The following is a 24,891-nucleotide window of genomic DNA, read 5'->3' on the forward strand; positions in this document are numbered from 1 at the left end:
GATGTGTATAAGAGACAGACCCCACCCCGCTGATCGAGCTTGTCGAGATCACCCCCTGATCGACCCGCCGACCACCGCTGATCGACCCCAACCCCGCTGATCGACCCAACCCCGCTGATCGAGCTTGTCGAGATCACCAAACCCGAGGACCTGCCATGGAACAACTTGCTGCCCACGCGGATCTGTCGTGGATGCTTGCCGCATTCGTGTTCGTTCTGCTCATGTTTCCCGGGCTCGCCTTCTATTACGGAGGAATGCTCGGGTCGCGCAATGTGCTGAACATGATGACGATGGTGCTCATCACCCTCGGCATCACCAGCGTGCTCTACGTCGTGTACGGGTACGGCCTCGTCTCGGGGCCGTCGGTCAAGGGTTGGGGGCTGATCGGTAACCCATCCGACTACATCGGACTCCTCAACCACCAGACCGACGACGGCTCGGGCGGAACCCAAGTCCTTTACTACGCAGCATGGTTCATCCTGTTCGCCGCGATCACCGTGGCGATCGTGGCCAGCGGTGCGGCCGGCCGCATGAAGTTCTCGGCTTGGCTGGTCTTTGTGCCCATCTGGTTGACGCTGGTCTACTTCCCGGTCGCCCACTGGGTATTCAGCGCAGACACCGACGACGCCAAGGGCGGCTTCCTGCTGAACAAGATCGGCATACACGATTTCGCGGGCGGTACTGCGGTGCACATGAATTCAGGTGTCGCAGCGCTTGCGCTGGCACTCGTGCTCGGTGCACGCCGCAAGCGCATGGAGCGCCCACACAACGTGCCGATGGTCCTTCTCGGTGGCGGCATCCTGTGGTTCGGCTGGTTCGGTTTCAACGGCAGCTGTGCCCTGGGGGCGACCTTCTTGACCCAGTTCGTCATCCTCAACACGCTGCTGGCCGGTAGCGCCGGCATGATCGGCTTCGCCATCATCGAGAAGATTCGTGAAGGCCACGTGACATCGTTGGGTGTCATTACCGGCGCGATCGCCGGCCTCGTCGGTATCACTCCGTCGGCCAATGCGGTCAATTCGATTGGTGCACTCTGCGTGGGACTGCTCGCGGCCGGCGTCGTCGCATTCCTGATGAGCATCAAGTCTCGGTTCAAGGTCGACGACAGCCTCGACGCCTTCATCGTGCACGGCATCGGCGGCATCGTCGGAACGTTCTGCATCGTGCTCTTCGCGGCGTCCGCCGCACCCGCAGGTCTGACGGGCATCCTCTTCGGTGGCGACTTCGGTCTCCTCTGGCGCGAACTAGCCGGTATTGTGATCACCTGCACGTTCTCGTTCGTGATGACCTGGCTCATCGCGAAGGCCATCGACAAGACAATCGGCCTGCGCGTCGACGCCGAGACCGAGACCCTCGGCCTCGATTCCACCATCCACGCCGAGACCGCCTACGAGATCCCCGCGGCCGGCGTCGGGCACGCTCCGGGTGGATTCTCCGGTCTTCACCCCGAGCGGGCCGCAGAGAACATCGAGCGCGAACTACCCACTGCCACAAACACACAACCGGCTGGCGCCACCACAGCAACGTCATCTTGAGCAATCCTCGACCGTGAGAACGCCCGTGAGTGCGGAACGACCCGCACACTCACGGGCGTTCTGCGTCCCGGAGCCGGGCCTGCCAACTGTGCGCCCCATCCCGCCGAGCGTGCACCCGCCTCATCCCGATACCACGACCTCACGCGGGCTTAACGCAACCGCAATACCCGAAGCGTCTACTAGGACTAGACAAAGGTTCATACGAGTAGACATACTGGATTCACTCCCCCCCGAACTCCCGGAGCAACCATGACTGACACCCAGACCCTCGCCGAGCTCTGCGAGGCCAACAACACCAAGTTCATCCTCGCCATGTTCGTCGACCTGCGTGGCAAGCCATGCGCCAAGCTCGTTCCGGTCGAGGCAGTCGACGAATTGGCCACCGATGGAGTCGGTTTCGCCGGCTACGCCGTGGGCGCGATCGGCCAGGAGCCCAAAGACCCCGACCTGATGGCCATCCCCGACGTCTCGTCGTTCCTCCCGGTGCCTTTCATCAAGGAGGGGCTGGCCATCGTCCACTGTGATCCCTACGTGCTGGGCAAGCCGTGGCCGTTCGCTCCCCGCAACATCCTCAAGTCCCTGATCGCTCAGACCGCCGACGCCGGCTTCGAGCCCTGGGTCGGCGCAGAGGTCGAGTACTTCCTGCTCAAGCGCGACGCTAGCGGCTCGCTGATCACCGCAGACGCGGCCGACGACTCCGACCGACCCTGCTACGACGTCCGCGGCCTCACCCGCATGTACGACCACCTCACCACCGTCTCGACGGCCATGAACCAGCTCGGCTGGAGCAACTACGCCAACGACCACGAAGACGGCAACGGCCAATTCGAGCAGAACTTCGCCTACTCCGACGCGCTGACCACCGCCGACCGCGTGATCACCCTGCGCTACCTGCTCTCCACCTTCGCTGCCGAGCGCGGCATGGTGGCCACCTTCATGCCCAAGCCGTTCGCCGAACGCACCGGTTCCGGTCTGCACCTTCACCTTTCGCTTACCTCGGCCGGAAACCCGGTCTTCCCGAACGCAGCCGACGACGACGAGCGCGGCCTCGGCCTCTCGGCGCAGGCATACGGATTCGTTGGCGGCATCCTCGAGCATGCTCCCGCCCTGCAGGCCGTGATGGCACCAACAGTCAACTCCTACAAGCGAACCGGCGCCACCGCGACCCGATCGGGCGCATCGTGGGCACCCCGACTCCCCACTTACGGCGGCAACGACCGAACCCACTACGTCCGCATCCCCGACGAGCAGCGCGTCGAACTACGTGGCGGCGACGGCTCGGCCAACCCGTACCTGGCCGTCGCGGCGGCACTCGGCGCGGGACTCGACGGCATCAAGCGCAGCCTCGACCCCGGCGCGCTCGGCACTTGCCCCAGCCACATCTCGTCACTGCCGCTCACACTGCTGCACGCCGTCGAAGCGCTCGAAGCCGACGCGGTCGTCACAGCCACGCTCGACGCCGCGATCCCCGACGAGTGGCCCGCCGACGCACAGACCGTCTCGCAGTACTTCTCGCACCTCAAGCGCGAAGAGTTCTTCGCCTGGCACTCCGCCGTCTCGCCCTGGGAGGTCGACCAGTACCTGACGGCCTTCTAGACCACCCGCTGATCGAGCCGGCCACCGCTGATCGAGCTCCCTACCGCTGATCGAGCTTGTCGAGATCACCCCAACCAACGAAAGGTCCACATCATGTGCGGAATCGTCGGGTTGCACCTGCGCAACCCCGATCTCTACCCCCGCCTCGGGGAACTCCTCTCCGGAATGCTCGGCGAGATGCAAGACCGCGGCGCAGACTCGGCGGGCATCGCCGTGTACGGCAACCCAGACTGGGCGCCCGCCGGACACGGCTGCGTTTGCCTCCTCGACGCCGACGCCGAACCTGCCGACGCTGCAGCACTTCTCACCTCGACGCTCGGCATACCCGTTGCCGCGCAGAAGGTCGACGACACGCTGGTCGTATCGGCGGACCTCGACTCCGCAACCCTCCTCGACGCTGCCCGCTCCGCCTTTCCGACGGCGCTCGTCGCGGGCTTCGGCTCCGACCTGACCGTGCTCAAAGGTGTTGGTGCACCGCGTGACCTGGCGCAGAAGTGGAACCTCGCATCGGCGTCGGGCTGGCAGGGCGTCGGACATACTCGCATGGCGACGGAATCGGCGGTGACTCCGTCGGGTGCGCACCCCTTCGCTGTCGGCCCAGAACAGTGCCTGGTGCACAATGGTTCGTTCTCCAACCATGCGACGATCCGCCGCGAATTGCGCGCGCAGGGCGTCGAATTCGACAGTGAGAACGACACCGAGGTCGGTGCGCGCTTCGTCGCCCATCAGCTCGCGCAGGGCAAGGACGTCGAAACGGCGCTGAAAGAGGTGTGTGCCACCTTCGACGGCTTCTACACACTCCTCGTCTCCAACCGCGACTCCTTCGCGGTTGTCCGTGACGCCATCGCCTGCAAGCCCGCGGTCATCGCCGAGACACCCGACTGGGTCGCGATGGCGAGCGAATATCGCGCTCTAGCACACCTTCCCGGAGTCGACGAGGCCCGCATCTGGGAGCCCGAGCCCGGGGTGGTCTACGCATGGACACGCTGACAGCAACCCCAACCACATCCTCGTCCACGGAGAATCCGATGACCGATCTGTACTTCGACCTCGACACCACACCACTGCGCGAGATCAATTCGGCTCTGCACGGCGACATCTCGGGCGAGGTGATGATCGACAACCCGCACGGCGCGCATAGCGTCGCTGCAGGCGTGAACGCCCCGGTCAAGATCACGGTCAACGGACACGTCGGCTACTACGCGGCGGGCATGAATCAGCAGGCCGAGATCATCATCAACGGCAACGCCGGGACCGGTGTCGCCGAGAACATGATGAGCGGAACCGTCGTCGTCAAGGGCAACGCGTCCCAGTCGGCCGGCGCGACCGCCCACGGCGGACTGCTCGTTGTCGAGGGCGACGCCGCGGCCCGCTGCGGCATCTCGATGAAGGGCGTCGACATCGTGGTCGGCGGCAGCGTCGGCCACAGCAGTGCATTCATGGCGCAGGCCGGACGTCTGGTCATCCGCGGCGACGCCGGACACGGCCTCGGCGACTCGATCTACGAAACCCGCTTGTACGTCCGGGGTTCCGTCGCATCCCTCGGCGCCGACTGCGTGGCCAAGCCGATGCGTAGCGAGCACCTCGAAGAACTCGCCGGACTCCTCAAGGCCGCCGGCTTCAAGGACGACGACCTGTCCGCGTACACCCGCTACGGCTCAGCCCGCGAGCTCTACCACTTCCACGTAGACAACTCGTCCGCCTACTGACGCCGGCCCGCTGGTCGAGCCTGTCGAGACCACTACCCGCAACGGAGAATCCCATGTCCAACCTCAGCAACGCGCAGCGCGGTCTGCGCGAGTCGGCGACCTTCGATCGCTCAACCATCGCCGAGATCCAACGCGCCGCGGAGACAGGCGTTTACGACATCCGCGGTTGGGGAGCTAAGCGCAAGCTGCCGCACTTCGACGACCTCCTGTTCCTCGGCGCCTCCATGTCGCGCTACCCCTTGGAGGGCTACCGCGAACGCTGCGGCACCGACGTCACGCTCGGCACCCGCAATGCGAAGTACCCGCTGCACCTCGACACCCCGGTCACCATCGCGGGCATGAGCTTCGGCGCGCTGTCGGCAGGTGCCAAGGAGGCGCTCGGCCGTGGAGCGTCGGATGTCGGGACGTCGACCACCACGGGCGACGGCGGCATGACCCCCGAGGAGCGCGGGCAGTCCAAACACCTCGTCTACCAATACCTTCCGTCGCGCTACGGGATGAACCCCGACGACCTGCGCAAGGCAGACGCGATCGAGGTCGTCCTCGGACAGGGTGCCAAGCCGGGCGGCGGCGGAATGCTGTTGGGACAGAAGATCACTGAGCGTGTGGCTGGCATGCGCACCCTGCCGGTCGGTATCGACCAGCGAAGCGCTTCGCGACACCCGGACTGGACCGGCCCCGACGACCTCGCGATCAAGATCAACGAACTGCGCGAGATCACCGACTGGGAGAAGCCGATCTACGTCAAGGTCGGCGCCACCCGCACCTACTACGACGTCAAGCTCGCGGTGCATTCCGGCGCCGACGTCGTCGTGGTCGACGGCATGCAGGGCGGAACGGCCGCGACCCAGGAAGTCTTCATCGAGCACGTCGGAATTCCGACACTCGCCGCGATTCCCCAAGCGGTGCAGGCACTTCAGGAGCTCGGAGTGCACCGGGAGGTCCAACTCATCGTCTCCGGCGGAATCCGCAACGGCGCCGACGTCGCGAAGGCCATGGCATTGGGGGCCGACGCCTTGGCGATCGGCACCGCCGCGCTGATTGCCCTGGGCGACAACGATCCTCGATACCAGGATGAGTACGCGGCACTGGGATCGGCCGCGGGCTTCTACGACGACTTCCAGGACGGCAAGGATCCGGCCGGTATCACCACCCAGGATCCGGAGCTCTCCGCACGTTTCGACCCGATCGCCGGTGGATGCCGACTCGCCAACTTCCTTCGCGTGACCACGATGGAGGCGCAGACCATCGCCCGCGCCTGCGGCAAGGCACACCTGCATCACCTGGAACCCGAAGACCTGGTGGCGATTTCGATCGAAGCCGCAGCCATGGCGCGCGTTCCGCTCGCGGGAACCAACTGGATTCCCGGGACGGGAGCGGGTCTGTGAGTACCGAAACCGCATCCATCGTCATCATCGGCGGTGGCCTCGAGGGCGTTGCGACGGCATGGGCTCTGGCGCAGCGCGGCATCACCGATGTCGTTGTCTGCGAGCGCGATACCGTCGGAGGAGGGATGACCGGCAAGTCGTCGGGTATCGTCCGCTGCCACTACGGTGTCAGTTCGCTCGCCGCCATGGCTGCCATCGGCCTCGAGGTATTCGAGAAGGCCGAGGAGATCTTCGGCACCGACATCGGCTTCCGCCAGACCGGCTACGTCGTGGGGGTCGGGGAGCCCAACGTCGACAATCTTCGGAAAAGCCTTGCAGCCCAACGCGAAGTCGGAGTGCAGACCGAGGAGATGGACATCTCCGAGGTGGCAAAGCTCTGGCCCGCAGCCGATCTCGAACCGTTCGCCGCGTTCGGCTGGGAAGAACGCGGTGGCTATGGCGATGCGTATCAGACCGCCCAGGCGTTCGCGGCGTCGGCGAGAGCTGCCGGTGTCCGAATCAAGCAGGGCACCACCGTTTCCGGACTCCTGACCGACGGCGAGCGCGTCACCGGAGTCGAACTCGCCGACCACTCGACCATCTCCGCCGACACCGTCATCGTCGCGACAGGCGTCTGGACCAAGCCCTTCCTCGATAGGTACGGCATCGACGTCCCGATCACGGTGCACCGCGAGCAGATCGTGATGATCCATCCGGGCATGGACCTCGGTGCGGTGCCGGTGTTTTCGGATCTGGTGTCGCTGCAGTACGTCCGCCCGGACGTCCGCGGTGAGATCTTGTTCGGCAACTCAGATCTCGCCGAGCTGGAGGTCGCCAACCCAGACGGATACCTCAATCGCGCCGACGAGGCATTCCTCGACCTCACCGTCGACAAGGTCGGCACCCGATTCCCGGCGTTCACTGACGCGAGCATCACCAGTAGCTACGCGGGCTGCTACGACGTCACACCCGACTGGAATCCGGTGATCTCCACCGGCCCGCTCGATGGGCTCGTCATCGCCGCCGGATTCAGCGGCCACGGATTCAAGATCTCGCCGGCCGTCGGGCGTCTCGTCGCCGACCTCGTCGTCGACGGTCGCAGTAGCGATCCGCGCATCCCGGAGTCCGACTTCCGACTATCCCGCTTCGACGGCGGCGACCTGCTCAAGACCAGATTCCCGTATGTCGGCGCCGGCGAGATGCGGTAGCGGATGTGTGCTCTCCACGGCGGAACACCGACGTCCGCCGGACCTCGCCGTCTACCCGGAGTGAAGTCCGTCTACCGATATGCTGGCGAGGTGACCGACGACGCTCTGATCCGTAACCAATCGGGGACCGCGCGCGAACGTCCCGTCGATCAGCCCGTCGAAGAACTCGAACTCGAATCGGCGATAGCGCACAATGTACGACGTCTCCGCAGGCAGGAGGGGCTGTCGGTCGGCGACATGGCCGCCAAGGTCGGCATCTCCAAGGCCATGCTCTCCAAGATCGAGAACGCGCAGACCTCGTGCAGCCTGAGCACTCTCGCCGCACTGGCCACCGCATTCGACGTCTCGGTGACCTCACTCTTCCGCGGCGCCGACCTCGAACGGTCCGCCGTGTTCGTGAAGGCGGGGGAGGGCTCGCAGATCGTGCGCGAGGGATCGCGCGAGGGCCACGAGTACGAGATGCTCGGCTCGCTCCGCGGCGAGCACAAGCGCCTCGAATGCCTGCTGGTGACGCTCACCGAGAAGTCGGTCACGCAGCCGCTGTTCCAGCACCCGGGCACCGAGTTCATCTTCATGCTCGACGGAACGATGGACTACGCACACTCACGCTCGGTCTACCGGCTCAGCCCCGGCGATTCACTGCAGCTCGACGGCGAGGGCGCGCACGGGCCGGTCGAACTGGTCGAACTCCCGATCCGGTTCCTCTCGGTCATCGCGTTCCCCGACTCGGCCATCTGACACCGATCCGCCCGCCGGCCGAGCCCACCATCGCTGGTCGAGCCCACCATCGCTGGTCGAGCTTGTCGAGACCACCCCGCCGCCGGCCGAGCCAAGCCCGCCGGTCGAGCTGCGCCCGCTGGTCGAGCTTGTCGAGACCACCTCAGCTCGAGTACACGCGGATCCAGTCGAGCGTCATGTACGAGGGGTTCGGCGTCGTGAGGTCGGGGTCGCCGGGCCAGTTCCCGCCGACCGCGAGCGTCAGCAGGAGGTACGTCGGCTTGTTGAACACCCACTTCTTGTCGGCGCTCAACTGCGACGCCCGGTAGCTGCCGACCGTCCGCCCGTCGAGCGCGACGGTGATCGCATCCTTCGACTTCGTGACGGAGTACGTGTGGAAGGCGGTCGACAGGTCGGCGATCGCACCGGAGTTGCCGAGTTGCCATGTTCCGCCCGACGTCGTCGGACCGTGCAGGTGATTCGTGTATGCCGTTGTCACAGAGGGAGTTTCGATGACATCGATCTCACCGCTCTGGGGCCACCCCACCGAGTAGATGTCGGTGCCCATCAGCCAGAACGCCGGCAGTAGACCCTTGCCTGCGGGAAGTTTGATCCTGGCCGACGCCGTCCCGTAGGTGAATGCGACCTTGCCCAGCGTGTTGAGGCGCGCCGACGTGATCGACGTCCCGTTGGAGCGTGCCGCGATCACCAAACGACCGTTGCCGTCGAGGTAGGAGTTCTGCCGCGAGTTGGTATAGGTCTGCCACTCGTTGTTGCCCCAGCCACCGCCACCGGTTTCGAAGTTCCAGTTCGACGTCGACGGTGAGCTACCTGCTGCACCGTTGAACTCGTCTGACCACACCAACGTGGCCGCACGAGCCGGTGCGACATGTGAGAGCCCAAGGGCCGTCATCGATGCGACGAGTGTGAGTGCGATCGGACCGGTCAGGCGGCGCAGCCTTGACGTGGCGCGGCGTCGTATCGCGTGGGGGAGGGTCGGCCGGGGTGGGCGTCGATTCATCGGGACGTTCTCCTCGTCGGTGCGATCCCCCGGTGATGACAATTCGGACACTATCGAATGATCGCCTCGTCTGCCAGCCGAACAGCTAATCCGGGTAGCAATCTGTGATGCCGCGCCTATCAACGGCATTCAGCGCCCCAGCTGTCTCCCAGCCTCCCAGTCGCTCAGCGATCTCCCAGTCGACGTCGAGTGCCTCGCAAGTCTCGGTTGGCATTGTCGGTGATGTCAGAGAGAGCGCTCACCGACGAGCGTTCCGCCGAAGTGAAAGAGGTAGTCATGCCCATCCCGAACAACAACCAGCAGCAGCGCCAGAACCCCGCTCCGGCACAGCGTCGTCGCCGCGTGCGTCGCTTCGATTCGCGCACCCGGCGCTGGAACTGGGTGTGGGTCAACTACTGATCGGTATTCTCCCACCCACTTGTCACGAGACCCCGCCTGGCCGAGGCGGGGTCTCGCCGCGTGAAAACCAGTTGCACAGCGTCGTCGACCAGTGCCAAGCTGACACGCTTGCCACAGAAGGAGGACACCACGCCCGCAACAACATCCACGCTCGACGCGCTCGCGACGGAGCACCCCCATGTACGACGCGCCGTCACCGTGGTCGCACAGTTGCTCAACGATGCGCTCCCCGCAGAACCTGTGTCCATCGACACCTTCCTGACAACACATCTCCGCGCTGACCGGAACGAACTCTTCGTGCAGGTCATGTCCATCAACCCGGCCAGTAGAATCGCCGCAGGTCTCGTTCTCGGCGACCTGATCGAAAGGCATTCGCCCGCAATCGGTCCGGACGAAGACGACGCACCTCCGCGGTGGGCAGAACGCAGCGTCGGCGACGACGAGTTCTCGGTACCCGCCGACATCTCGCTCGCCTTCACCCCCGATAGTCCCTTCGGCAGTGGACCGTTGGTGATCTCGTCGTTGCTCAGCGACGCCAATTCGAGAGCCACTATCTCGCTGTATGCGCCGAATGAACTCCGAGGCATGGTGTCTCGTGCCGTGGTCGAGCTGCGTCGTCGTATCGATGCACGTAACCCGCTGCGCGGCAGAGTGTTATCGGTATCGGTGGACTACAACGAGATCTCGCTGTCGGCTGCCCCTGCGCCGTCGACAACCCGCGCCGACGTGGCCATCCCCGACAGCGTCTGGCGCGAGGTGGATCTGAGTATCTCCGCTGTCACTTCTCGGCACGAAATCCTGACCGCGGCGGGGATGTCGACGAGTCGTGGTCTGCTGCTCGCCGGACCTCCCGGCGTCGGTAAAACGGCGATCGCTCGGACGATCGCCGCAGAATTGCTCGGCGATTTCACCGTTGTCCTCGTCGAATCCGCCGCGGTCATGGCAAAGCTCGGGTCCGTCTACGCCATGGCCGATGTCCTCGGACCGCTCGTCGTGATCCTCGACGACGTCGACCTCTACGTCCGACGCCGGGGCGACGGCGACGACTCCGCACTCGGTGCGCTGCTGTCGGCACTCGACGGCGCGACGGCCCATGACCGCGTCCTGACGATCGCGACGACGAACGATCCGCGCGCGCTCGACGGCGCCGCCACGCGTGCAGCCCGTTTCGACTCGGTGATCGAGCTCAATCCGCCCGATGATGCTGCGGCAGAAGCGATTCTGTCCGGTGTGCTCGCGAGAATCGGCGCTCGCGACGTCGATGTCGCACGGGTCGTCGCAGCACTGCCTCGCGACCGCAGCGGCGCTGACGTGAGCGAGCTGGTACGTCGCGCGATCCTCGTCGACGGAGCCGCACTCACGACCGCGACGCTGTTGTCGGTCATCGGTTCACGCGCGCACGAGGCCGCACTGCCGACGGGCACCTACCTGTAGCGAGCCGCTGTCGGCTACCGCTGACCGTCGACGGTCAGCGGGCTCCGGCGGGGTGCGCTCTCGACCGTCGGGAGCTGCGTCGACACGCCGCGCAGCGCCAGCACGATGGTCCCCGTCACCGACACGTGCGCGGGTAGCTCCGCGTTGAGTGTGCGACGATGCCCAGACGTGTCGACCACCGTGATGTCGACGAGGTGTGCCCCGGCGAGTTCGTTGCCCGGAAAGGCGACGTCGTCGATGGCGGTGGTGAGCGGTAGTGCGGCGTCGACGTGGAGCACGGCGCGTTCTGCGGTGAGTTGCGCACTGCTGATTCGAGTGACGAGCGCGGGAAACCACACTGCCTCGGGGCACAGCGCCTGACTGACGGGCTCGCCCGACTCATCGAGGAAGAACGCGACCTTGCGCCGCAACGACTCCTCCCGCAGCGACATGTCGTTGACGAGGATGTCGCACCCCGAGCATCGAATGGGCAAGCGCCACTTCGTCGAATCGAACGATCTGGCCACGGTGACCCCTTTCAGAGAGGGCAGTATGTCGAACAGTGTCACCACTTCGGTCTACGCCCGACGCCTGGCCGACGACAGCATCCGGGGCGCTAAGACTTCATCAACGGCGCTAAGAGTTCGTCAACGTGATGAACGCCGCTGTCCGTCGTTCGTCTGCACCCTTCGTGAAGGACGCTGCGCGTGGGCATCGGCGAGTACTCTGACCTGCATGTCACGGGCCCCGGTCAAGCGTCGAACCTCATCGCGGGCACGGATCCTCGAGTCGGTGGGCACCATTCTGGAGTCGGGCGTGCGCTACGCGGACGTCCCGGTTGAACGCATTCTGACGACGGCCAACGTGTCGCGGTCGACCTTCTACCAATGGTTCGACGACAAGGGCGATCTGATCGAGAACGCCGCCGAACCCTTCTTCACCGCGTTCTGGGAGGTGTCGGACCAGTGGTGGATGCGCACTGAGCCGAAGGGCCCTGACGACCTCGCCGACACCATCACCCGCATGTTCCAACTCGGGCGCGAGCACGGTCCCGTCTGGCGCGCCTTCCTCGAAACGGTCGACCTCGACGCCAGGCTGAGGACCGAGTTCGGCGGCTTCCTCGAGCTGTACACGGCGAAGATGGCCGAACGTCTGCGCCAGGATCAAGTCGACGGTCTCGCCGCTGCCGACCTCGACCCGGACCAGACCGCACGATTCATCACCGTCACCACGCGGGGCAGCCTCCTCGACCTCACGAACGCCCCGGAGAAATTCGACGCCGAGTTCGCCGCATCACTCGCCCGCGCCTACTGGTTGACGATGTATGGGCCAGACTCTCCGGCTGTTGACGACGCGCAGACTGAAAGCAGTTCGACGTAGGTCGGTTCAGAAATAGCCGTTCGCCGGAAGCGCGGTGCCGTTGACCGCAAGATCGCCCAGTGCGATCGCCTTGTACGACGTCGGGTTGTGCAGTGTGATCGTCCTGATGTTGCGCCAGTGTCGATCCAGATTGCGTGCGCGACTGGCCGACGACGCTCCGCCAACATCGAATAGTGCTGTGGCAGCGGGCAATGCGACGGAGTCGACGTGCACCTTCACGCGCGCGGCGGCGACGGAGGCCCGCTCGAACAGCGAGGGATCGATCACGCCCTGCCGCGCGCACTCGAATGCCGCTTCGACGTCGCGCGCTGCGGCGAGAACAGCGGCGCGTGCGACGTGTGCAGTGGCGTCGATCTCGCCGATTGTCTTGAGTAGCACGGGATCGTGACGTGGTTCGTCGGCCGGTGCGTGGTCGAAGGTGCGTGTGCGACCACGCACAAGCTCGATCGCATCGTCGTTCACCGACAACAGGATTCCGGTGATGAGCGCCTGCAGGAAGAGCTGCAGCAGGGGAGCATCGGGGGCGATCCGCGGAGCATCCGCTGCCGCGAGGTCGACGATCCCGAGGATGTCGTCGGCGGTGACCACCACATCGGTGAACTGCGTCGAACCGGTCCCGGTGCGATGCTGGCCGATTCCGTCCCAGTCGTCGATCACCGAGACACCCGCGCGGTCGACGGGGACGATGAGTCGTGCGAGTCGTTCTCCGCCCCGTGCGTCGTCGACCGTCGCTTGCACGGCGATGAAGTCGGCGAAAGCTGTTCCGGTGGAATAGAACTTCTCGCTGGCGAGGAGCCAGCCGGTATCGGTGGGGCGAATGGTCGTGGCGAATCTGCGCGCCCCAGCCGAACCGGCTCGCTCGCTTGTCGCGTTGCCGAAGATGGCGCCGTCGGCGATCAGCGCACTCCAGTGATCGCGGACAGGGCCGTCGGGAAGACGCTTAACCTGTTCGACGAACCAGTAGTGCGCGCGCAGGATGTGCGCGGCGATCGGGTCGGCCCGCGCGAGATCGACGATGAACTCGACGAGTTCGACGACATCCGCTCCGCCACCTCCGTGTTCGGAGTCGAGGGTGAGGGCGGTCTGTCCTGCGTCGCGCAGCAGCTCGATCTGTGCGCGCGGATCCTGACCCGCCCGTTCACGTTCGGCCGATCCGACTGTGATCTCGGCGAGCACCGAAGCACGATGGGCGACGACCCTCGTTGCCGCAGTCATGCTGACACCTCTTCACGGTTTGTGGTGAACGCGCCGCGATAGCCCGCCGCGGGGTGCGTATCCGGTAGTCGGTCGCGACCGGTCAACTTCGCGCGCACGGTGCCCGCTGCGTAATCACGTTGTGCCAGACCACGATCGCACAGAACCGGCAGGACATGCTCCGCGAATTCGACGTAGCTCCCCGGGATGGTCGCATTGATGACGTTCACGCCGCCGACGCCTGCGTCTCGCCACAACTCGAGGCGGTCGGCGATCTGTTCGGGAGTTCCCACGACTCGTCCTGAGCGGCTGCGCAACTCAGCGAGGTCGCGGACCGTCGGCTCCCGATCGGGTACCGCCTCGCGCAGCCATAGCAGGGTGCTCTGGGTGCCCTGGGTCTCGATGTCCCCGATGGGCGTATCCAGATCGTAGTGGCCGAGGTCGATGCCGAGTCCGCCGGCGGAGTGCGCGATGATCGTGCTGGGGTCGATGAGGTCGTCGAGCTCGCGTGCCTTCCGCGCGGCTTCCTCTTCGGTGGAGCCGATCACGAACGAAAGCCCTTGGAAGAACGTGAGATCCTGCGGATCACGCCCGGCTCCAGCGACCAGCCGTCGAGTGTCGTCGATAAGTCCCTTCGCCGCAGCGGGATTCGGCGAGACGATGAACTGCGCCTCGGCGTTGCTGGCGGCGAAACGTCGGCCCGCGGGTGACGAACCCGCTTGAAAGAGAACAGGTGTGCGCTGCGGAGACGGCGCGACGAGATGCGGCCCCTCGACTCGGTATCGCTCGCCGACGTGATGGATCTTGTGCACCTTGTCGAAGTCGGCGTGCACACCGGACTCCTTGTCCTGGATGAGCGCGTCGTCGTCCCACGAGCCCTCCCACAGCTTGTAGACGACGTCGACGTACTCCTGCGCCCAGGCGTAGCGGTCGTCGTGGCGCGTGATGCCGTCGTAGCCGAAGTTGCGCCACGCGTTGCTCGACAGGCTGGTGACGATGTTCCACGCGACCCGCCCCCGCGAGGCGTGATCGAGTGTCGAGATCTTGCGCGCGAAGTCGAACGGATGCTCCTGCAGGATCGAACTCGTCACGGCGATACCGAGATTCTCGGTGTGCGAGGCCAATGCCGAAGCGAGGACCAGTGGATCGTTGCTCGGAATCTGCAGTCCCGAGTCGACGAACTTCTTCCAGTCGCCCTGGTAGTCGTCGTAGAGGCCGACGACATCGGCGAAGAAGATGAAGTCGAACTTGGCCTGCTCCAACGTCTTCGCGAGCGAGATCCAATGATCGAGGTCATTGAAGTTCGTCTGCTGCGCCTCCGGTGCGCGCCAGGCTCCGTGCAGGATGTGCGACGTCGTGTTCATCGCGAACGCGGCGAATTTCAGTGGTTGGGGTTGGGCCATGCGCGTGACGTTACGACCGCGCCCGACGTGATGACTACTTGGAATCAGGGTGATGACAAGGGGCGACCAGGGGTGGCTGCAGGAGATCTTCGCTCCTCCGGGTGGCCTCGGCGAGTAGCCGGGGGTCTCCTAGGTAGTGCTGCGCCGATAACTCGCGTATCGGATTGCGGATACGACTCGGCGGCCGACCCGCGAGACTAGGTGTCGGCGGGTGCACGAGGTCCGTCTGGCAGAACTGTCTGGAGGACGCATGTCCGAGAAACCGATTCGACAGCAGCGAACAAGCCGACGCACCCGCCGTGTCGCGTTGATAGCGGTTCTCGTCGCCGTCGCGAGCGCGGCGATCATCGCGCTGGTGGCTCCGGGTTCGATTGTTCCGGGTCCAATCAGAGGGGTGTCCCGCAACTACGCGTGTACGAGGGCGGGAGGCCGCAGCATGGTGGCCGTTTAGTCTGGAACCGCGGATCATCCCAAATACATGTGCCGACCAAAAGTCTCTACGAAGTGGTGAACGACGCGTCGAACGAGTACTGCGCAATGGCGCGGAGCTGTTCGTCGCTCAGGTCGAGCTCGCGCCGCGCCTCGACGAATGCGTCACCGACGTACCCGCCGAAATAGGCCGGATCGTCGGAGTTGATGGTGACGACCAGTCCGGCGTCGAGTAGATCGAGCAGTGGATGATCGGAGAGCTTTTCGACGCCGCGCAGCCGCACATTCGAGAGCGGACACGTGGTGAGCGGGATTCGATCGGTGGCCAGACGCCTGAGCAGTGCGGGGTCTTCGAGGGCGCGGACGCCGTGATCGACGCGCTCGATGCCCAACACGTCGAGGGCCTCCCAGATGTACTGAGCCGGACCCTCCTCTCCTGCGTGCGCCACGACGTGCAGGCCCGCCTCTCGCGCGCGGTCGAAGACAGGCGCGAATTGTCCTGGGGGAAAGCCGACTTCGGCAGAATCGAGCCCGACCCCGATGAGGCTGCCGAAGAACGGCTCCAACGCGTCAAGCGTGTCGAGAGCCTCCGACACCGGCCGGTCGCGTAGGAAGCACGCGATGAGATCGGCATGCACACGTGTCTCCGCCGACGCCGTATCCAGTCCACGACGCAGCCCGCGGACGACGACACCGAGGTCGACGCCGCGCGACGTGTGCGCCTGCGGATCGAAGAAGATCTCCGCATGTGTGACGCCCTGCGACGCCGCCTTGCGCAGGTAGACGGCGGCGAGATCGGCGAAGTCGTCCTCGGTACGCAGCACGGCCATGCAGGCGTAGTAGAGGTCGAGGAAGTGGGAAAGGTCGGCGAAGGCGTGCGCGGCGCGCAGATGGTCGACGGACGCGTAGGGGAGTGCGACGTTGTTGCGGGCTGCCAGCTCGAACACCATCTCCGGTTCGAGGGTGCCCTCGATGTGGATGTGTAGTTCGGCTTTGGGCAGTGTCAGCAGCTCGGCGTCGTCCATGACATCCATCCTGCCGGGCGCGTCACTGTGGGGCGCGCACAGCCTGGAAGATCGCCTTTCGTCGACGGGTGAAACCCACGTTCTCGTAGAGCCGGATCGCCGAGACATTATCGGCCGACGCATGGAGGAACGGCAGGTCACCGCGCTCGCGAATCACGTCCACGACCGCGAGGACCACCGCCCTGGCCAATCCCTCTCCACGGAACGCCGGGTCGGTGCAGACCGCGCTGACCTCACTCCACCCAGGCGGATGCATGCGTTCGCCTGCCATCGCGATCAGCTTGCCGTCGCGTCGGATACCCAGGTAGGTACCGAGATCGATGGTGTGGCGTCGAAACGGTCCCGGACGAGTTCTTTCCACGAGATCGAGCATGTCGTCGACGTCGGAGTCGTCGAGTTCGACCACCCGCGGGTCGGTATACCCCTCGACGGCGTCGCCGATCAGCTGAACGCCGGTTATCCGCATCGAGCTCGTCCAGCCCTCCGGCGGCTCGACAGTCACGGTGGCGAGCGTGATGGAACCGTCAGGACCGACCAGCTCCGCCGCATCCTCCCAGTCGGAGATCGTCGGATCATCCGGCAGGGCGCACCAAGGTGCGACGTCGGCGGGATAGCGCAGCGCGTTGCCGTGTGTCTGTGCGAATCGCGAATGCGGCCCGAGGAGGGCGGAACGGGCGGGGTTGTCGAGGACTGTCTCATCGCGAACCGGGCCGTCGGGGGGAAGAACACTCGCCATTCACTCGACGATATGCGCCCATCGCGTCACGCACCTTTCGGGGTCGCGCGAGTAATCGCCTGCTCGAGCAAGAGGCAGAACTGGCGGTAGAAATCGACTGTGTCCGTGTGCAATTCGATCTCCTCCGACGCGGCGCCACGGATGCGCGATTCCGCGGCCAACACCGTGGCGTTGGCGAGGAGCTCGCGACACACACGGAGATAGTCGGTGAGCCGACCGACCTTCCCGTTCGTCAGATGCAGGACGCGTTCGGGCGTGAGTGCTTCGGAGAAGCCCAACTCGAACAACGTCTGGAGCCCGACGGGTACCGAGCTCTGTGTACAGGTGTGAGCACCGGGGCCGCCGGAGTTGAGCGCGTCGATCAGCTCGCCCGCCTCATTGTTCAGAAAGCGCCGCCAGGTGCGCAGCGCCGCGTCGAGGTTGTGCGGATGGAACACAGCGGCGTCGACGACTCGCTGTGCATAGACGTGCTGATCGTGGACCACGAAGGTGATCCCCGACCACCTCGACGAGTATTCGGCGGTCAGTGTGCCGAGAAGTGCGGGGTCGAGGAGTCGGTGCGTGAGCGTCGTCGTGAGTACGAGGCTCGGACCCACATCGGAACCGACAATCGTGCACGGTACGGCGTCGAGAACGGGCAGTTCGATGCACCCGTTGACGACCGACACCTGCCATCCGAAATGCCTCGCGAGCACGCTCCGGGTGACTTCGAGTAGTTCGTCGACACCCGAGATGACGAACCCGGGTGCGATGCATTCGGGAAGCGCATCCATGGCTGCGGCCATCTCACGCATCTCCGCGGTGTAGTGCTCATCCGTCGGCGGCTCGACGTTTCGGTCGGGCGCCTGCGGAACGACGGTCAGCTGACGTTCGGTGGCGGCCGCGGTCTCGTCGACCTGCCCCGCGTCGGAGTGCGTGCCGAAGGGATTGTTCACCGTGACGAACACGGGGTGAGCAACGTCGAAGATCTCACGCAGCGTCGACACGGCGATGTCGGCGACTGTGCTCGCGTCACGCTGGCCGGATTCGGCGATGTGCTGGCCCTTTCTGGGGAGGAATCGCCATCCGAGCTGTGCCAGGCGACCACGAATGCGTATCCATTCCGCCCGCCCGGCCCACGGCAGCGCAGTGCCGTCGAGCGTGCACCGCACCTTTCCAGAACCCGTCTTGGTGAAGACGAGCAGCACGCGGTATCGCTGGCCGTCTTGGCGAGCGATCTCGAGGAATTCCTTGCGCCCGAGGTCGGGTACGCGTGATGTCACGGTGGCGGCAAACTCGCGCCATGCGTTCTCGATGAGATCGTCGAAGCCGTCGGTGGACATGCGGTTCCCCATCCTGTTGTGCACCCTGGAGCACTCGCCGAGGTGCGAATGTATGTTCGATATGCAACGTAGCCGCAGGGTCTGACACGTCGTACTTGTCCAGTTCAGGGCTGTTGCTTCGTCTCTTTCCCTCGAAGATGAGACGAGCGACTCGGAATTCTCCACCGGCGATCAATGTTGGTAAATACAAGTAGTAGCGAGGGGAGTGACCATGACAGCGCAAACGCTGACAACGACATCGGCAGGTGCATCCACCGCAGTACGCGACAACCGGGACGACGTATCTGCCGGTCCGTTGCTGCCCGTCGACGACCATTTCTACGACGCCCCGGCGGATCTCGGTGACTACCGGCCCGGTGAGGTGATCCGGTCACGACAGGTCGAGCTCAAGAACTTCTGGGCGTCGAATCATCAGGCGTGGCAGCTGCTCTATCGATCGACCGACCTCGACGGCAATCCCGACGCGACTGTCACGACGGTCGTCGTGCCTGATCGGACCAAGCATCCGAATCCTGCGCTGCTGTCGTTCCAGTGCGCGATCGACGCGGTGACGTCGCAGTGCTTCCCGTCGTATGCCCTGCAGAAGGGTGCCGACGCGTCGCGCGCCGTCGCACCGTTCGAGTTCATGGTGGTGCGTCGTGCGCTCTCGAAGGGTTGGGCGGTCTCGATCCCCGACCACGAGGGTGCCAAGGGAGCATGGGGTGCGCCCCGTGAGCCGGGTTACCGTGCGCTGGACGGCATTCGGGCCGCGCTGGCGTTCGAGCCCCTCGGCCTCGAAGCGACGACATCGATCGGAATGTGGGGATACTCGGGCGGCGGACTTGCCACATCGTGGGCCGCCGAGATGGCTCCGGACTATGCGCCCGAGCTGAATATCGTTGGTGCCGTTCTCGGTTCGCCCGTCGGCGACATGGCGTCGACGCTGCTACGGCTCAACGGTGGCCTGCACGCAGGACTTCCGATCCTCGTGGTGGCCGGCTTGCGTCGGGTGTATCCCGCGCTCGAACGCATGATCACCGAGCACGCAACCGAATTCGGGCGCCGCAGCCTCGACGAGGCCGCCACTCTTCCGACGCTCGCGGCGATAAGGCGCTTCCGCAACCACGATCTCGACGACTACTTCGACATCCCGCTCGCCGACGTGCTGGCGGATCCGGGCGCCGTGAAGATGATGGACGACCTGCAACTCGGTACGCATGCGCCTGCCGTGCCGCTGCTGGTCATGCAGGCGGTGCACGACGAGGTGATCGACGCGGCTGACGTCGATGCGCAGGCGCAACGGTACCGTGATCTCGGTGTGCCAGTCACCTACGTGCGCGACCTTGTGACGGAACACTATTCACTGCTGCCGCTCTCCGGACCACTCGCGGTGAGTTGGCTGACTCATCGACTCGACGGCCGGCCCGGCGAGGACAAGACGATCACTGCGATTGCCGGTCAGCGGGTGACGCTGCCCAGGTCACGGTGACCGGGACCTCGTCGTCCCACGGCTGACGGGTCACCAGATCGGCGACTCGGACGTAGCCGCGCTCGAATTCTCCTGTCGCAGCGTCGATCAGGCGGTACTGCTGGGTCTGTGTGTGAATGGGCTGGGCGTCGACGAGTACGATCCGAACCTCTCCCGGCTCGAACTCACAGCGCTTCTGCAGCGATGCGATCAGCTGCTCGTTGGAGAGGTGGCCGTCGCCGAAGTTCCAGCCCATCGCCGTCGAACAGATGCGTTCGCCGTCGGTGAGCATGTAGTCCGATTCGTTGTGCCCGGTCATCGCGCGGTGTGCGAGCGTGAACAGCGCCCGACCGTGACTGTTGAAGGCGCGGAACGCATATCCCATGTACAACGCCACTTGCGCCGCTTCGGGGCTGCCGTAGATCCGCTGTAGCTGCGACGCCGGCAGAGCCGCGATCGCAACCACGTTCTTCTCCACCTTCTCCGACGCCGACGGTGTCATGCACCAGATGCCGGTGTCCCAGTTTCCGGCGTAGTAGCGCATTCCCGGAAGGAAGGACACCTTGCGCGGGAAGAGATTTCCGATCACCACGGTGCCCGCAACCACGACGAACAGCAGGGCGACCCACCACGGCTGCTCGAGGTCGGCGAGGCCGAGATCGGTGTGACCGACGAAGAGTGCGAGAACTCCGAACATCATGAAGACGTTCCACTCCAACGGAACTCCCATCGGAATGGAACTGAGAATGCCGAAATGGAAGATCAGCATGATCGCCGCGGCAACCCACGTGAGCCATCCTCCATGCGAGAAGAACAGCACGATCGGCACGAGACCCTCGACCGCAGTGGAGAAGTGAGCGATCCACCGCGATGGCCTACCCGGCCGCAGATCGTCCGGAAAGTCTTCGAAGAACAGTCGTTTCATCTTCGGAGACCGGATGACCGCGTTGTTCGACATCATGGTTGCGATCACGAACGGGAAGTGCTTGTTCAGCTTCGACGTCGCCGCACCGAGCCAGATCACCAGGAAGACAACCTTGGCGGCGACGATCATGTCGACACCGGTGAACAGGAACGTCACGCACAGCGCGCCGTACACCTCGCCACGCGCGGCGAGGAAGATTGTCTTGTCGCGCAACCCGATCAGCGCGAGAAGTACAAGAATCGTCCAGATCTCCCACAGCGGTAGTGCGCCGGTTGCCGAGTTCAAATCGGGAAGTTCCCTGCTACCGGGACTGACGAGTCCCACAACCAGAATCACGAGAAGTGCTGCGTAGAGCGCGATGTCGACCGGGCCGCGCACATCGCCGCGCGTCAGTGGCACACGTGTGGGCCACGGTGGCTGACGAATTGTTCTGGGGCGCAACCAGTACAGAATGGAGCCCAACGGCGGGAAGAAGCGGTTGTTGAGCGGACCGAAGCCGCAACCGAGGCCGATGACCTCGAACAGCATCGTGTAGAGCACGACCTTCTGGAAGACGACCGTCTCGCTGTACCACGACGCGACGTCGAAGAACCCGCCGATGCCCGGCGTCGCGGCGACGATCGCCCAGCCGACGAACACGTAGGCCAGAATCTTGCCGACGTAGAACAGGTGCAACACCACGGGGGTGCCGAACCCGACCTCTGCCCACTGGCGTGCCATCGGCCGGATCTTCTCGGCTCGGGAGCCCTGACTCCATGTCGGGAAGTCGACGTCGGGCCTGGTCTGTGTGATGAACCCCAATGTTCCGCCCTCACTGCCGATGGGTGCCGCAGCCTGGACGTTAACAAACCAAGCGAATGCTTGGTTGGGGTTCAGTGGTTTCCGACGCCGCTCATGCGTTGCGGTAGGGACGGAAGAACGTACGCAGTTCGGTGGCGTAGCTCTCCGGCACCTCGAACGGTGCGAAGTGGCCGCCGTGCTTGGGCTCGGAGTGGTAAACGGTGTTCGCGGTGCGTTCCAACCAGGCGCGGGGCGGTCGAACAACGTCGCCGCCGAAGATCGAGAACCCGGATGGGACGTCGACGTAGCGCATGCGGTCCTCGACTGGTATCGCCGCGTTGGCTCGGTATGTGCGGATCGACGATCCGATCGTGTTGGTGACCCAGTATTGCGTGACGAGCGTGAGGATTTCGTCTCTCGTGTAGATGCTGTCGAGGTCTCCGTCGCAGTCGCTCCACGACCGCAGCTTTTCGACGATCCACGACGCCACGCCCACCGGTGAATCGGCCAGGCCGATCGCGGCTGTCTGGGGTTTGGTGCTGTGCATAGCCGCGTATGCGCCCTCGGTGGCCGACCAGCGTGCGGCGTCGTCGATCCAGGCGATCTCCTCAGGACTCAATGTTGACCTGTCGATGGTCGCGGGAGGTAGCCCGGCGTCGGTTCGATGCACCGCGACGACGCGGGCAGGATGGGCGAGTGCGAGATAGCGGGCCACGTGGCTGCCCATGTCGCCGCCGGCGACGCCGTACCGGTCGTACCCCAGCACCTGCATCAGTTGACCCCACATTCGCGCGATGTCTCGTGTGTCGGGCGTCGGCCCACTGGGATGACCGGAGTATCCGAACCCCGGCATGTCGGGAACGATCAGCGTGAAGGCGTCGGCGGGCTCGGCGCCGTGTGCGGCGGGATCGGTGAGGAGCGGGATGACCTTCAGGAATCGCCAGAAGCAGTCGGGCCAGCCGTGGGCCAGCAGGACGGGAAATGCCGCGTCGGGGTCGGATGCAGGGCTGTGGATAACGTGGATGTCGAGGCCGTCGATGGTGGCCGTGAAGTGAGGCAATCCGGCGATCGTTGATTCGATTGCGGCCCAGTCGAAATCCGTGCGCCAGTAGTCGGCGAGATCGCGCACATACGACACATCCGTACCCATCGACCATCCGCTGCCGTCCGGAGCGTCGGTCCACCGAGTGGTGCGGAGGCGTCGTCGAAGATCGTCGACGACGGCCGGGTCGGTGTGTGGAATGAACGGCCGGATCGCGCTGGTGGCTGCCATGAACCAAGGGTAGGAGGTGCACGACGTCTCGTTGCTCGATGATCGACAGGGGGCGGACATTTCCGACAACCCGCGATTCATCAGACTTGATCGTCTTTACGGGCGTACCGTGTCGCCTGTACCAGCGACAACCCAATGGAGTGTCCCATGTCTGATGCCCTGGAAACCGTCAAGAAGTACGTCCCCGACGCCGACCCTGCCGTGGTCGAGAAGATGGCGTCGACCTACCGCCTCGCCCTTCAGAACGCCGACGCTGCTCTGGTGTCGGCGAGCGATCCCGCAGAACTCAAGACCGTCCGCGAGAACTTCCTGAAGAAGAAGCTCGGTCTGACCGAAAGCGACGCGTACCTCGACAATGCGATCAAGGACGTGCTCGCGGAGATGAAGGACGGCAAGTCCAATCCGCGGCTTGCCGTGTACTACAAGCTCGCTGACAAGTTCGGCAAGCTCGGCGTGTTCAAATAGCGCTGTTCACCTGGTTTCCGCCTTCGGCGTCGACGTCTTCACAGAGAAGTCGTCGACGCCGAACGCGTGTAGGCGCTCTCTAGTGCTGTACGTCACCCGGCATGTCGGAGGGCGTTGAGATGCAACAGGATCCGAAGGCTGCTCTCAGGTCGCGTTGAGAGCGCGGCAAGGGTCGACGGGCACAGTCGAGGCCATGCACGAGACATCCACTGACCCCAACTCGCCGACCGAGATGTTCGCGGTGCCGACGTCGCATCGTGGCATCGGTCCGAGCACGCGCACCGAGCGGTTCCCGAGCTTGCGCGAGAACAGGGATCTTTCGACGCCACTGCGCGACGAACTGGTCTCGCTTCTCGGTTCGCACGGGTCCGACCCCGCTCGACGTCTCGGTCTCTCACCCGACAGCGATCCGCGTGAGATCGCCGCTACAGCGCGCAGGATGTCGCAGGTGTGGCGTGAACGTTCGACAGATCCACAGATGACGTCCCGGGCGAAAAAGTTGTGCGACATCGCGGCGCAGACCTGCGAGGAGATCCTGCACGGTATCGAAAACGGTGCTGCTACAGAAGGTCGAGACTCTCCAGCGCGACGCCCGCATCCGAACTCGCTGCCGACAGCACCTCGCGCGCAAGGCGGTCGGTTTCGTTTTGGACGAGCTCGTTGACCGGCGTCGCCACGCCGTGTAGTCGCCCGAGCAGCACGATTTCACCGGACAGATAGTCGGTCTCGACGCTGCGCGCTCCACGGGCGACGCTCTGCCAGGTTGAACTGCCGAAGGAAGCCTCTCCGGTGTCACGGCGGACGATGGCATCGCCGCGCCGCTGCTTGTCGATGGCCTCGGAGACGACATCGATACCCGCCGCCTCGATGACCTCCTCACCTTCGGCTCGTGCGCGTCGAACAAGCTCGGCGAAGGCGTCGCCGTCGTTGCGGAAGCTGGCGTCGATACCGTTGACCAGGTTCATTATCAGTTTTCGATACTTCCACGCCATGATGTCGGGGCGCGGCTCGGAGAGGAACGTCGCGGCACGCAGTGCTGACGAAATGGATTGCGCCACTTCGTCGATACCCGACGGATAGCGCCCGATGTCGAGGATTCCGGGCTTGTTCGACGACGCCTGAACGACGACACCAGGCTCGAGATGCAAGGCGGGCAGCATCACGCACAGCGAGTAGACGTGCGGAAAGACGCGAAGCAGTTTACGTTCATTGGCGACGCCGTTCTGGGCCGACACCACCGGAGTGTCGAGAGGCATATGCGCCCGAAGGTCGGCGATGGCCGCGGCGGTCTGCTGCGACTTGACGGCGAGGAGCGTCACGGAGTCGTCGCTCCAGTCCACTTCGGACGCATTTGACGCAAGCGTGGTCGAAATGGATTGGTGTCCCTCGGCGGTGTCGAGGACGAGTCCGCCCTTACGCATTGCTCGCAGATGCTCGCCGCGCGCGACCAAGGTGGTGTCTGCTCCGGAAAGTGCCAGGTGAGCACCGATGACGCCGCCGATGGCCCCGGCACCGTAGATGACGAAACGCATGGTCTTCAGGGTAGA

22 protein-coding genes are annotated in these 24,891 nt (G+C 64.8%); 12 read left to right on the top strand and 10 right to left on the bottom strand.

Features of this window, described 5'->3' with window-relative positions; translation table 11 throughout:
* Window positions 1-155 precede the first annotated feature (155 nt).
* The 7 genes from A5785_RS13740 to A5785_RS13770 all read left to right on the top strand — a co-directional run bounded on the left by A5785_RS13740 (window position 156) and on the right by A5785_RS13770 (window position 8,153).
* Complete coding sequence (locus A5785_RS13740; protein WP_064866964.1) at window positions 156-1,535, top strand: ammonium transporter; 1,380 nt, start codon at window positions 156-158, stop codon at window positions 1,533-1,535.
* 249 nt (window positions 1,536-1,784) lie between these two features.
* Window positions 1,785-3,131, top strand: coding sequence for a type III glutamate--ammonia ligase (gene glnT, locus A5785_RS13745; RefSeq protein WP_064866966.1), 1,347 nt, complete (start codon window positions 1,785-1,787; stop codon window positions 3,129-3,131).
* Between the two features lie 93 nt (window positions 3,132-3,224).
* Window positions 3,225-4,121 carry a glutamine amidotransferase gene (locus tag A5785_RS13750; RefSeq protein WP_064866968.1) on the top strand — a complete coding sequence of 299 codons (897 nt, stop codon included), beginning with the start codon at window positions 3,225-3,227 and terminating at the stop codon, window positions 4,119-4,121.
* Complete coding sequence (locus tag A5785_RS13755; protein ID WP_064866970.1) at window positions 4,109-4,840, top strand: protein glxC; 732 nt, start codon at window positions 4,109-4,111, stop codon at window positions 4,838-4,840. The genes A5785_RS13750 and A5785_RS13755 overlap by 13 nt, the downstream gene beginning before the upstream one ends.
* 53 nt (window positions 4,841-4,893) lie before the next feature.
* Entirely contained in the window at window positions 4,894-6,228 is a 1,335-nt protein-coding gene (locus tag A5785_RS13760) for an FMN-binding glutamate synthase family protein (protein ID WP_064866972.1), read from the top strand.
* The gene (locus A5785_RS13765) at window positions 6,225-7,415 is read left to right on the top strand and encodes an NAD(P)/FAD-dependent oxidoreductase (RefSeq protein WP_064866974.1); all 1,191 of its coding nucleotides are present in this window, start codon (window positions 6,225-6,227) and stop codon (window positions 7,413-7,415) included. The genes A5785_RS13760 and A5785_RS13765 overlap by 4 nt, the downstream gene beginning before the upstream one ends.
* Window positions 7,416-7,418: 3 nt before the next feature.
* The gene (locus tag A5785_RS13770) at window positions 7,419-8,153 is read left to right on the top strand and encodes a helix-turn-helix domain-containing protein (protein WP_387316391.1); all 735 of its coding nucleotides are present in this window, start codon (window positions 7,419-7,421) and stop codon (window positions 8,151-8,153) included.
* 142 nt (window positions 8,154-8,295) lie between these two features.
* On the opposite strand, the gene A5785_RS13775 is transcribed toward A5785_RS13770, so the two are convergent.
* On the bottom strand, window positions 8,296-9,204 hold the full coding sequence (locus tag A5785_RS13775) for a glycoside hydrolase family 16 protein (RefSeq protein ID WP_231894334.1): 909 nt from the start codon (window positions 9,202-9,204) through the stop codon (window positions 8,296-8,298).
* 225 nt (window positions 9,205-9,429) lie between these two features.
* Between A5785_RS13775 and A5785_RS23905 the strand changes: the two genes are divergently transcribed.
* Window positions 9,430-9,552 (top strand): hypothetical protein, encoded by a 123-nt coding sequence (locus A5785_RS23905; RefSeq protein ID WP_267625700.1) that lies wholly within the window; start codon window positions 9,430-9,432, stop codon window positions 9,550-9,552.
* Window positions 9,553-9,660: 108 nt separating this feature from the next.
* Window positions 9,661-10,986 (top strand): ATP-binding protein, encoded by a 1,326-nt coding sequence (locus A5785_RS13785; RefSeq protein ID WP_231894333.1) that lies wholly within the window; start codon window positions 9,661-9,663, stop codon window positions 10,984-10,986.
* A 14-nt stretch (window positions 10,987-11,000) separates the two neighbouring features.
* Here A5785_RS13785 and A5785_RS13790 read toward each other — a convergent pair whose 3' ends face one another.
* Window positions 11,001-11,537 (bottom strand): hypothetical protein, encoded by a 537-nt coding sequence (locus A5785_RS13790; RefSeq protein WP_197494621.1) that lies wholly within the window; start codon window positions 11,535-11,537, stop codon window positions 11,001-11,003.
* 163 nt (window positions 11,538-11,700) lie between these two features.
* Here A5785_RS13790 and A5785_RS13795 point away from each other — a divergent pair, with 163 nt between their 5' ends.
* Window positions 11,701-12,345, top strand: coding sequence for a TetR/AcrR family transcriptional regulator (locus tag A5785_RS13795; protein ID WP_064866978.1), 645 nt, complete (start codon window positions 11,701-11,703; stop codon window positions 12,343-12,345).
* A gap of 6 nt (window positions 12,346-12,351) precedes the next feature.
* Here A5785_RS13795 and A5785_RS13800 read toward each other — a convergent pair whose 3' ends face one another.
* The 5 genes from A5785_RS13800 to A5785_RS13825 form a co-directional block, all read right to left on the bottom strand.
* Complete coding sequence (locus tag A5785_RS13800; protein WP_064866980.1) at window positions 12,352-13,560, bottom strand: acyl-CoA dehydrogenase family protein; 1,209 nt, start codon at window positions 13,558-13,560, stop codon at window positions 12,352-12,354.
* Entirely contained in the window at window positions 13,557-14,942 is a 1,386-nt protein-coding gene (locus A5785_RS13805; protein WP_064866982.1) for an LLM class flavin-dependent oxidoreductase, read from the bottom strand. Before A5785_RS13805 ends, A5785_RS13800 begins: the two co-directional genes overlap by 4 nt.
* A 497-nt stretch (window positions 14,943-15,439) precedes the next feature.
* Window positions 15,440-16,396, bottom strand: coding sequence for an adenosine deaminase (locus A5785_RS13815; RefSeq protein ID WP_197494620.1), 957 nt, complete (start codon window positions 16,394-16,396; stop codon window positions 15,440-15,442).
* A 22-nt stretch (window positions 16,397-16,418) separates the two neighbouring features.
* Window positions 16,419-17,132 carry a GNAT family N-acetyltransferase gene (locus tag A5785_RS13820; protein WP_049699137.1) on the bottom strand — a complete coding sequence of 238 codons (714 nt, stop codon included), beginning with the start codon at window positions 17,130-17,132 and terminating at the stop codon, window positions 16,419-16,421.
* 26 nt (window positions 17,133-17,158) lie between these two features.
* Entirely contained in the window at window positions 17,159-18,454 is a 1,296-nt protein-coding gene (locus tag A5785_RS13825) for a TY-Chap domain-containing protein (RefSeq protein WP_064867026.1), read from the bottom strand.
* Window positions 18,455-18,665: 211 nt separating this feature from the next.
* Between A5785_RS13825 and A5785_RS13830 the strand changes: the two genes are divergently transcribed.
* Window positions 18,666-19,922 carry a lipase family protein gene (locus tag A5785_RS13830; protein ID WP_064867028.1) on the top strand — a complete coding sequence of 419 codons (1,257 nt, stop codon included), beginning with the start codon at window positions 18,666-18,668 and terminating at the stop codon, window positions 19,920-19,922.
* Here A5785_RS13830 and A5785_RS13835 read toward each other — a convergent pair.
* Window positions 19,876-21,627, bottom strand: coding sequence for a DUF3556 domain-containing protein (locus A5785_RS13835; protein ID WP_064866986.1), 1,752 nt, complete (start codon window positions 21,625-21,627; stop codon window positions 19,876-19,878). The genes A5785_RS13830 and A5785_RS13835 overlap by 47 nt on opposite strands.
* 91 nt (window positions 21,628-21,718) lie before the next feature.
* On the bottom strand, window positions 21,719-22,879 hold the full coding sequence (locus A5785_RS13840; RefSeq protein ID WP_064866988.1) for an epoxide hydrolase family protein: 1,161 nt from the start codon (window positions 22,877-22,879) through the stop codon (window positions 21,719-21,721).
* Window positions 22,880-23,026: 147 nt separating this feature from the next.
* Between A5785_RS13840 and A5785_RS13845 the strand changes: the two genes are divergently transcribed.
* A complete protein-coding gene (locus A5785_RS13845; RefSeq protein WP_064861812.1) occupies window positions 23,027-23,344 on the top strand; it encodes a DUF2853 family protein in 318 nt (105 codons plus the stop codon).
* Window positions 23,345-23,904: 560 nt separating this feature from the next.
* Here the strand turns inward: A5785_RS13845 and A5785_RS13855 are convergent.
* A complete protein-coding gene (locus tag A5785_RS13855; RefSeq protein WP_064866990.1) occupies window positions 23,905-24,876 on the bottom strand; it encodes a ketopantoate reductase family protein in 972 nt (323 codons plus the stop codon).
* Window positions 24,877-24,891: the final 15 nt, after the last annotated feature.

Origin of the sequence: Gordonia sp. 852002-50395_SCH5434458, assembly GCF_001665905.1 — a bacterium.
Taxonomy (GTDB): domain Bacteria; phylum Actinomycetota; class Actinomycetes; order Mycobacteriales; family Mycobacteriaceae; genus Gordonia; species Gordonia jacobaea.

Coding starts and splice junctions, on each gene's coding strand:
- A5785_RS13740 (WP_064866964.1), top strand. CDS start 156: ATGGAACAACTTGCTGCCCACGCGGATCTGTCGTGGATGCTTGCCGCA.
- glnT (WP_064866966.1), top strand. CDS start 1,785: ATGACTGACACCCAGACCCTCGCCGAGCTCTGCGAGGCCAACAACACC.
- A5785_RS13750 (WP_064866968.1), top strand. CDS start 3,225: ATGTGCGGAATCGTCGGGTTGCACCTGCGCAACCCCGATCTCTACCCC.
- A5785_RS13755 (WP_064866970.1), top strand. CDS start 4,109: ATGGACACGCTGACAGCAACCCCAACCACATCCTCGTCCACGGAGAAT.
- A5785_RS13760 (WP_064866972.1), top strand. CDS start 4,894: ATGTCCAACCTCAGCAACGCGCAGCGCGGTCTGCGCGAGTCGGCGACC.
- A5785_RS13770 (WP_387316391.1), top strand. CDS start 7,419: ATGTGTGCTCTCCACGGCGGAACACCGACGTCCGCCGGACCTCGCCGT.
- A5785_RS23905 (WP_267625700.1), top strand. CDS start 9,430: ATGCCCATCCCGAACAACAACCAGCAGCAGCGCCAGAACCCCGCTCCG.
- A5785_RS13795 (WP_064866978.1), top strand. CDS start 11,701: ATGTCACGGGCCCCGGTCAAGCGTCGAACCTCATCGCGGGCACGGATC.
- A5785_RS13800 (WP_064866980.1), bottom strand. CDS start 13,560: ATGACTGCGGCAACGAGGGTCGTCGCCCATCGTGCTTCGGTGCTCGCC.
- A5785_RS13805 (WP_064866982.1), bottom strand. CDS start 14,942: ATGGCCCAACCCCAACCACTGAAATTCGCCGCGTTCGCGATGAACACG.
- A5785_RS13815 (WP_197494620.1), bottom strand. CDS start 16,396: ATGGACGACGCCGAGCTGCTGACACTGCCCAAAGCCGAACTACACATC.
- A5785_RS13820 (WP_049699137.1), bottom strand. CDS start 17,132: ATGGCGAGTGTTCTTCCCCCCGACGGCCCGGTTCGCGATGAGACAGTC.
- A5785_RS13825 (WP_064867026.1), bottom strand. CDS start 18,454: ATGTCCACCGACGGCTTCGACGATCTCATCGAGAACGCATGGCGCGAG.
- A5785_RS13830 (WP_064867028.1), top strand. CDS start 18,666: ATGACAGCGCAAACGCTGACAACGACATCGGCAGGTGCATCCACCGCA.
- A5785_RS13840 (WP_064866988.1), bottom strand. CDS start 22,879: ATGGCAGCCACCAGCGCGATCCGGCCGTTCATTCCACACACCGACCCG.
- A5785_RS13845 (WP_064861812.1), top strand. CDS start 23,027: ATGTCTGATGCCCTGGAAACCGTCAAGAAGTACGTCCCCGACGCCGAC.
- A5785_RS13855 (WP_064866990.1), bottom strand. CDS start 24,876: ATGCGTTTCGTCATCTACGGTGCCGGGGCCATCGGCGGCGTCATCGGT.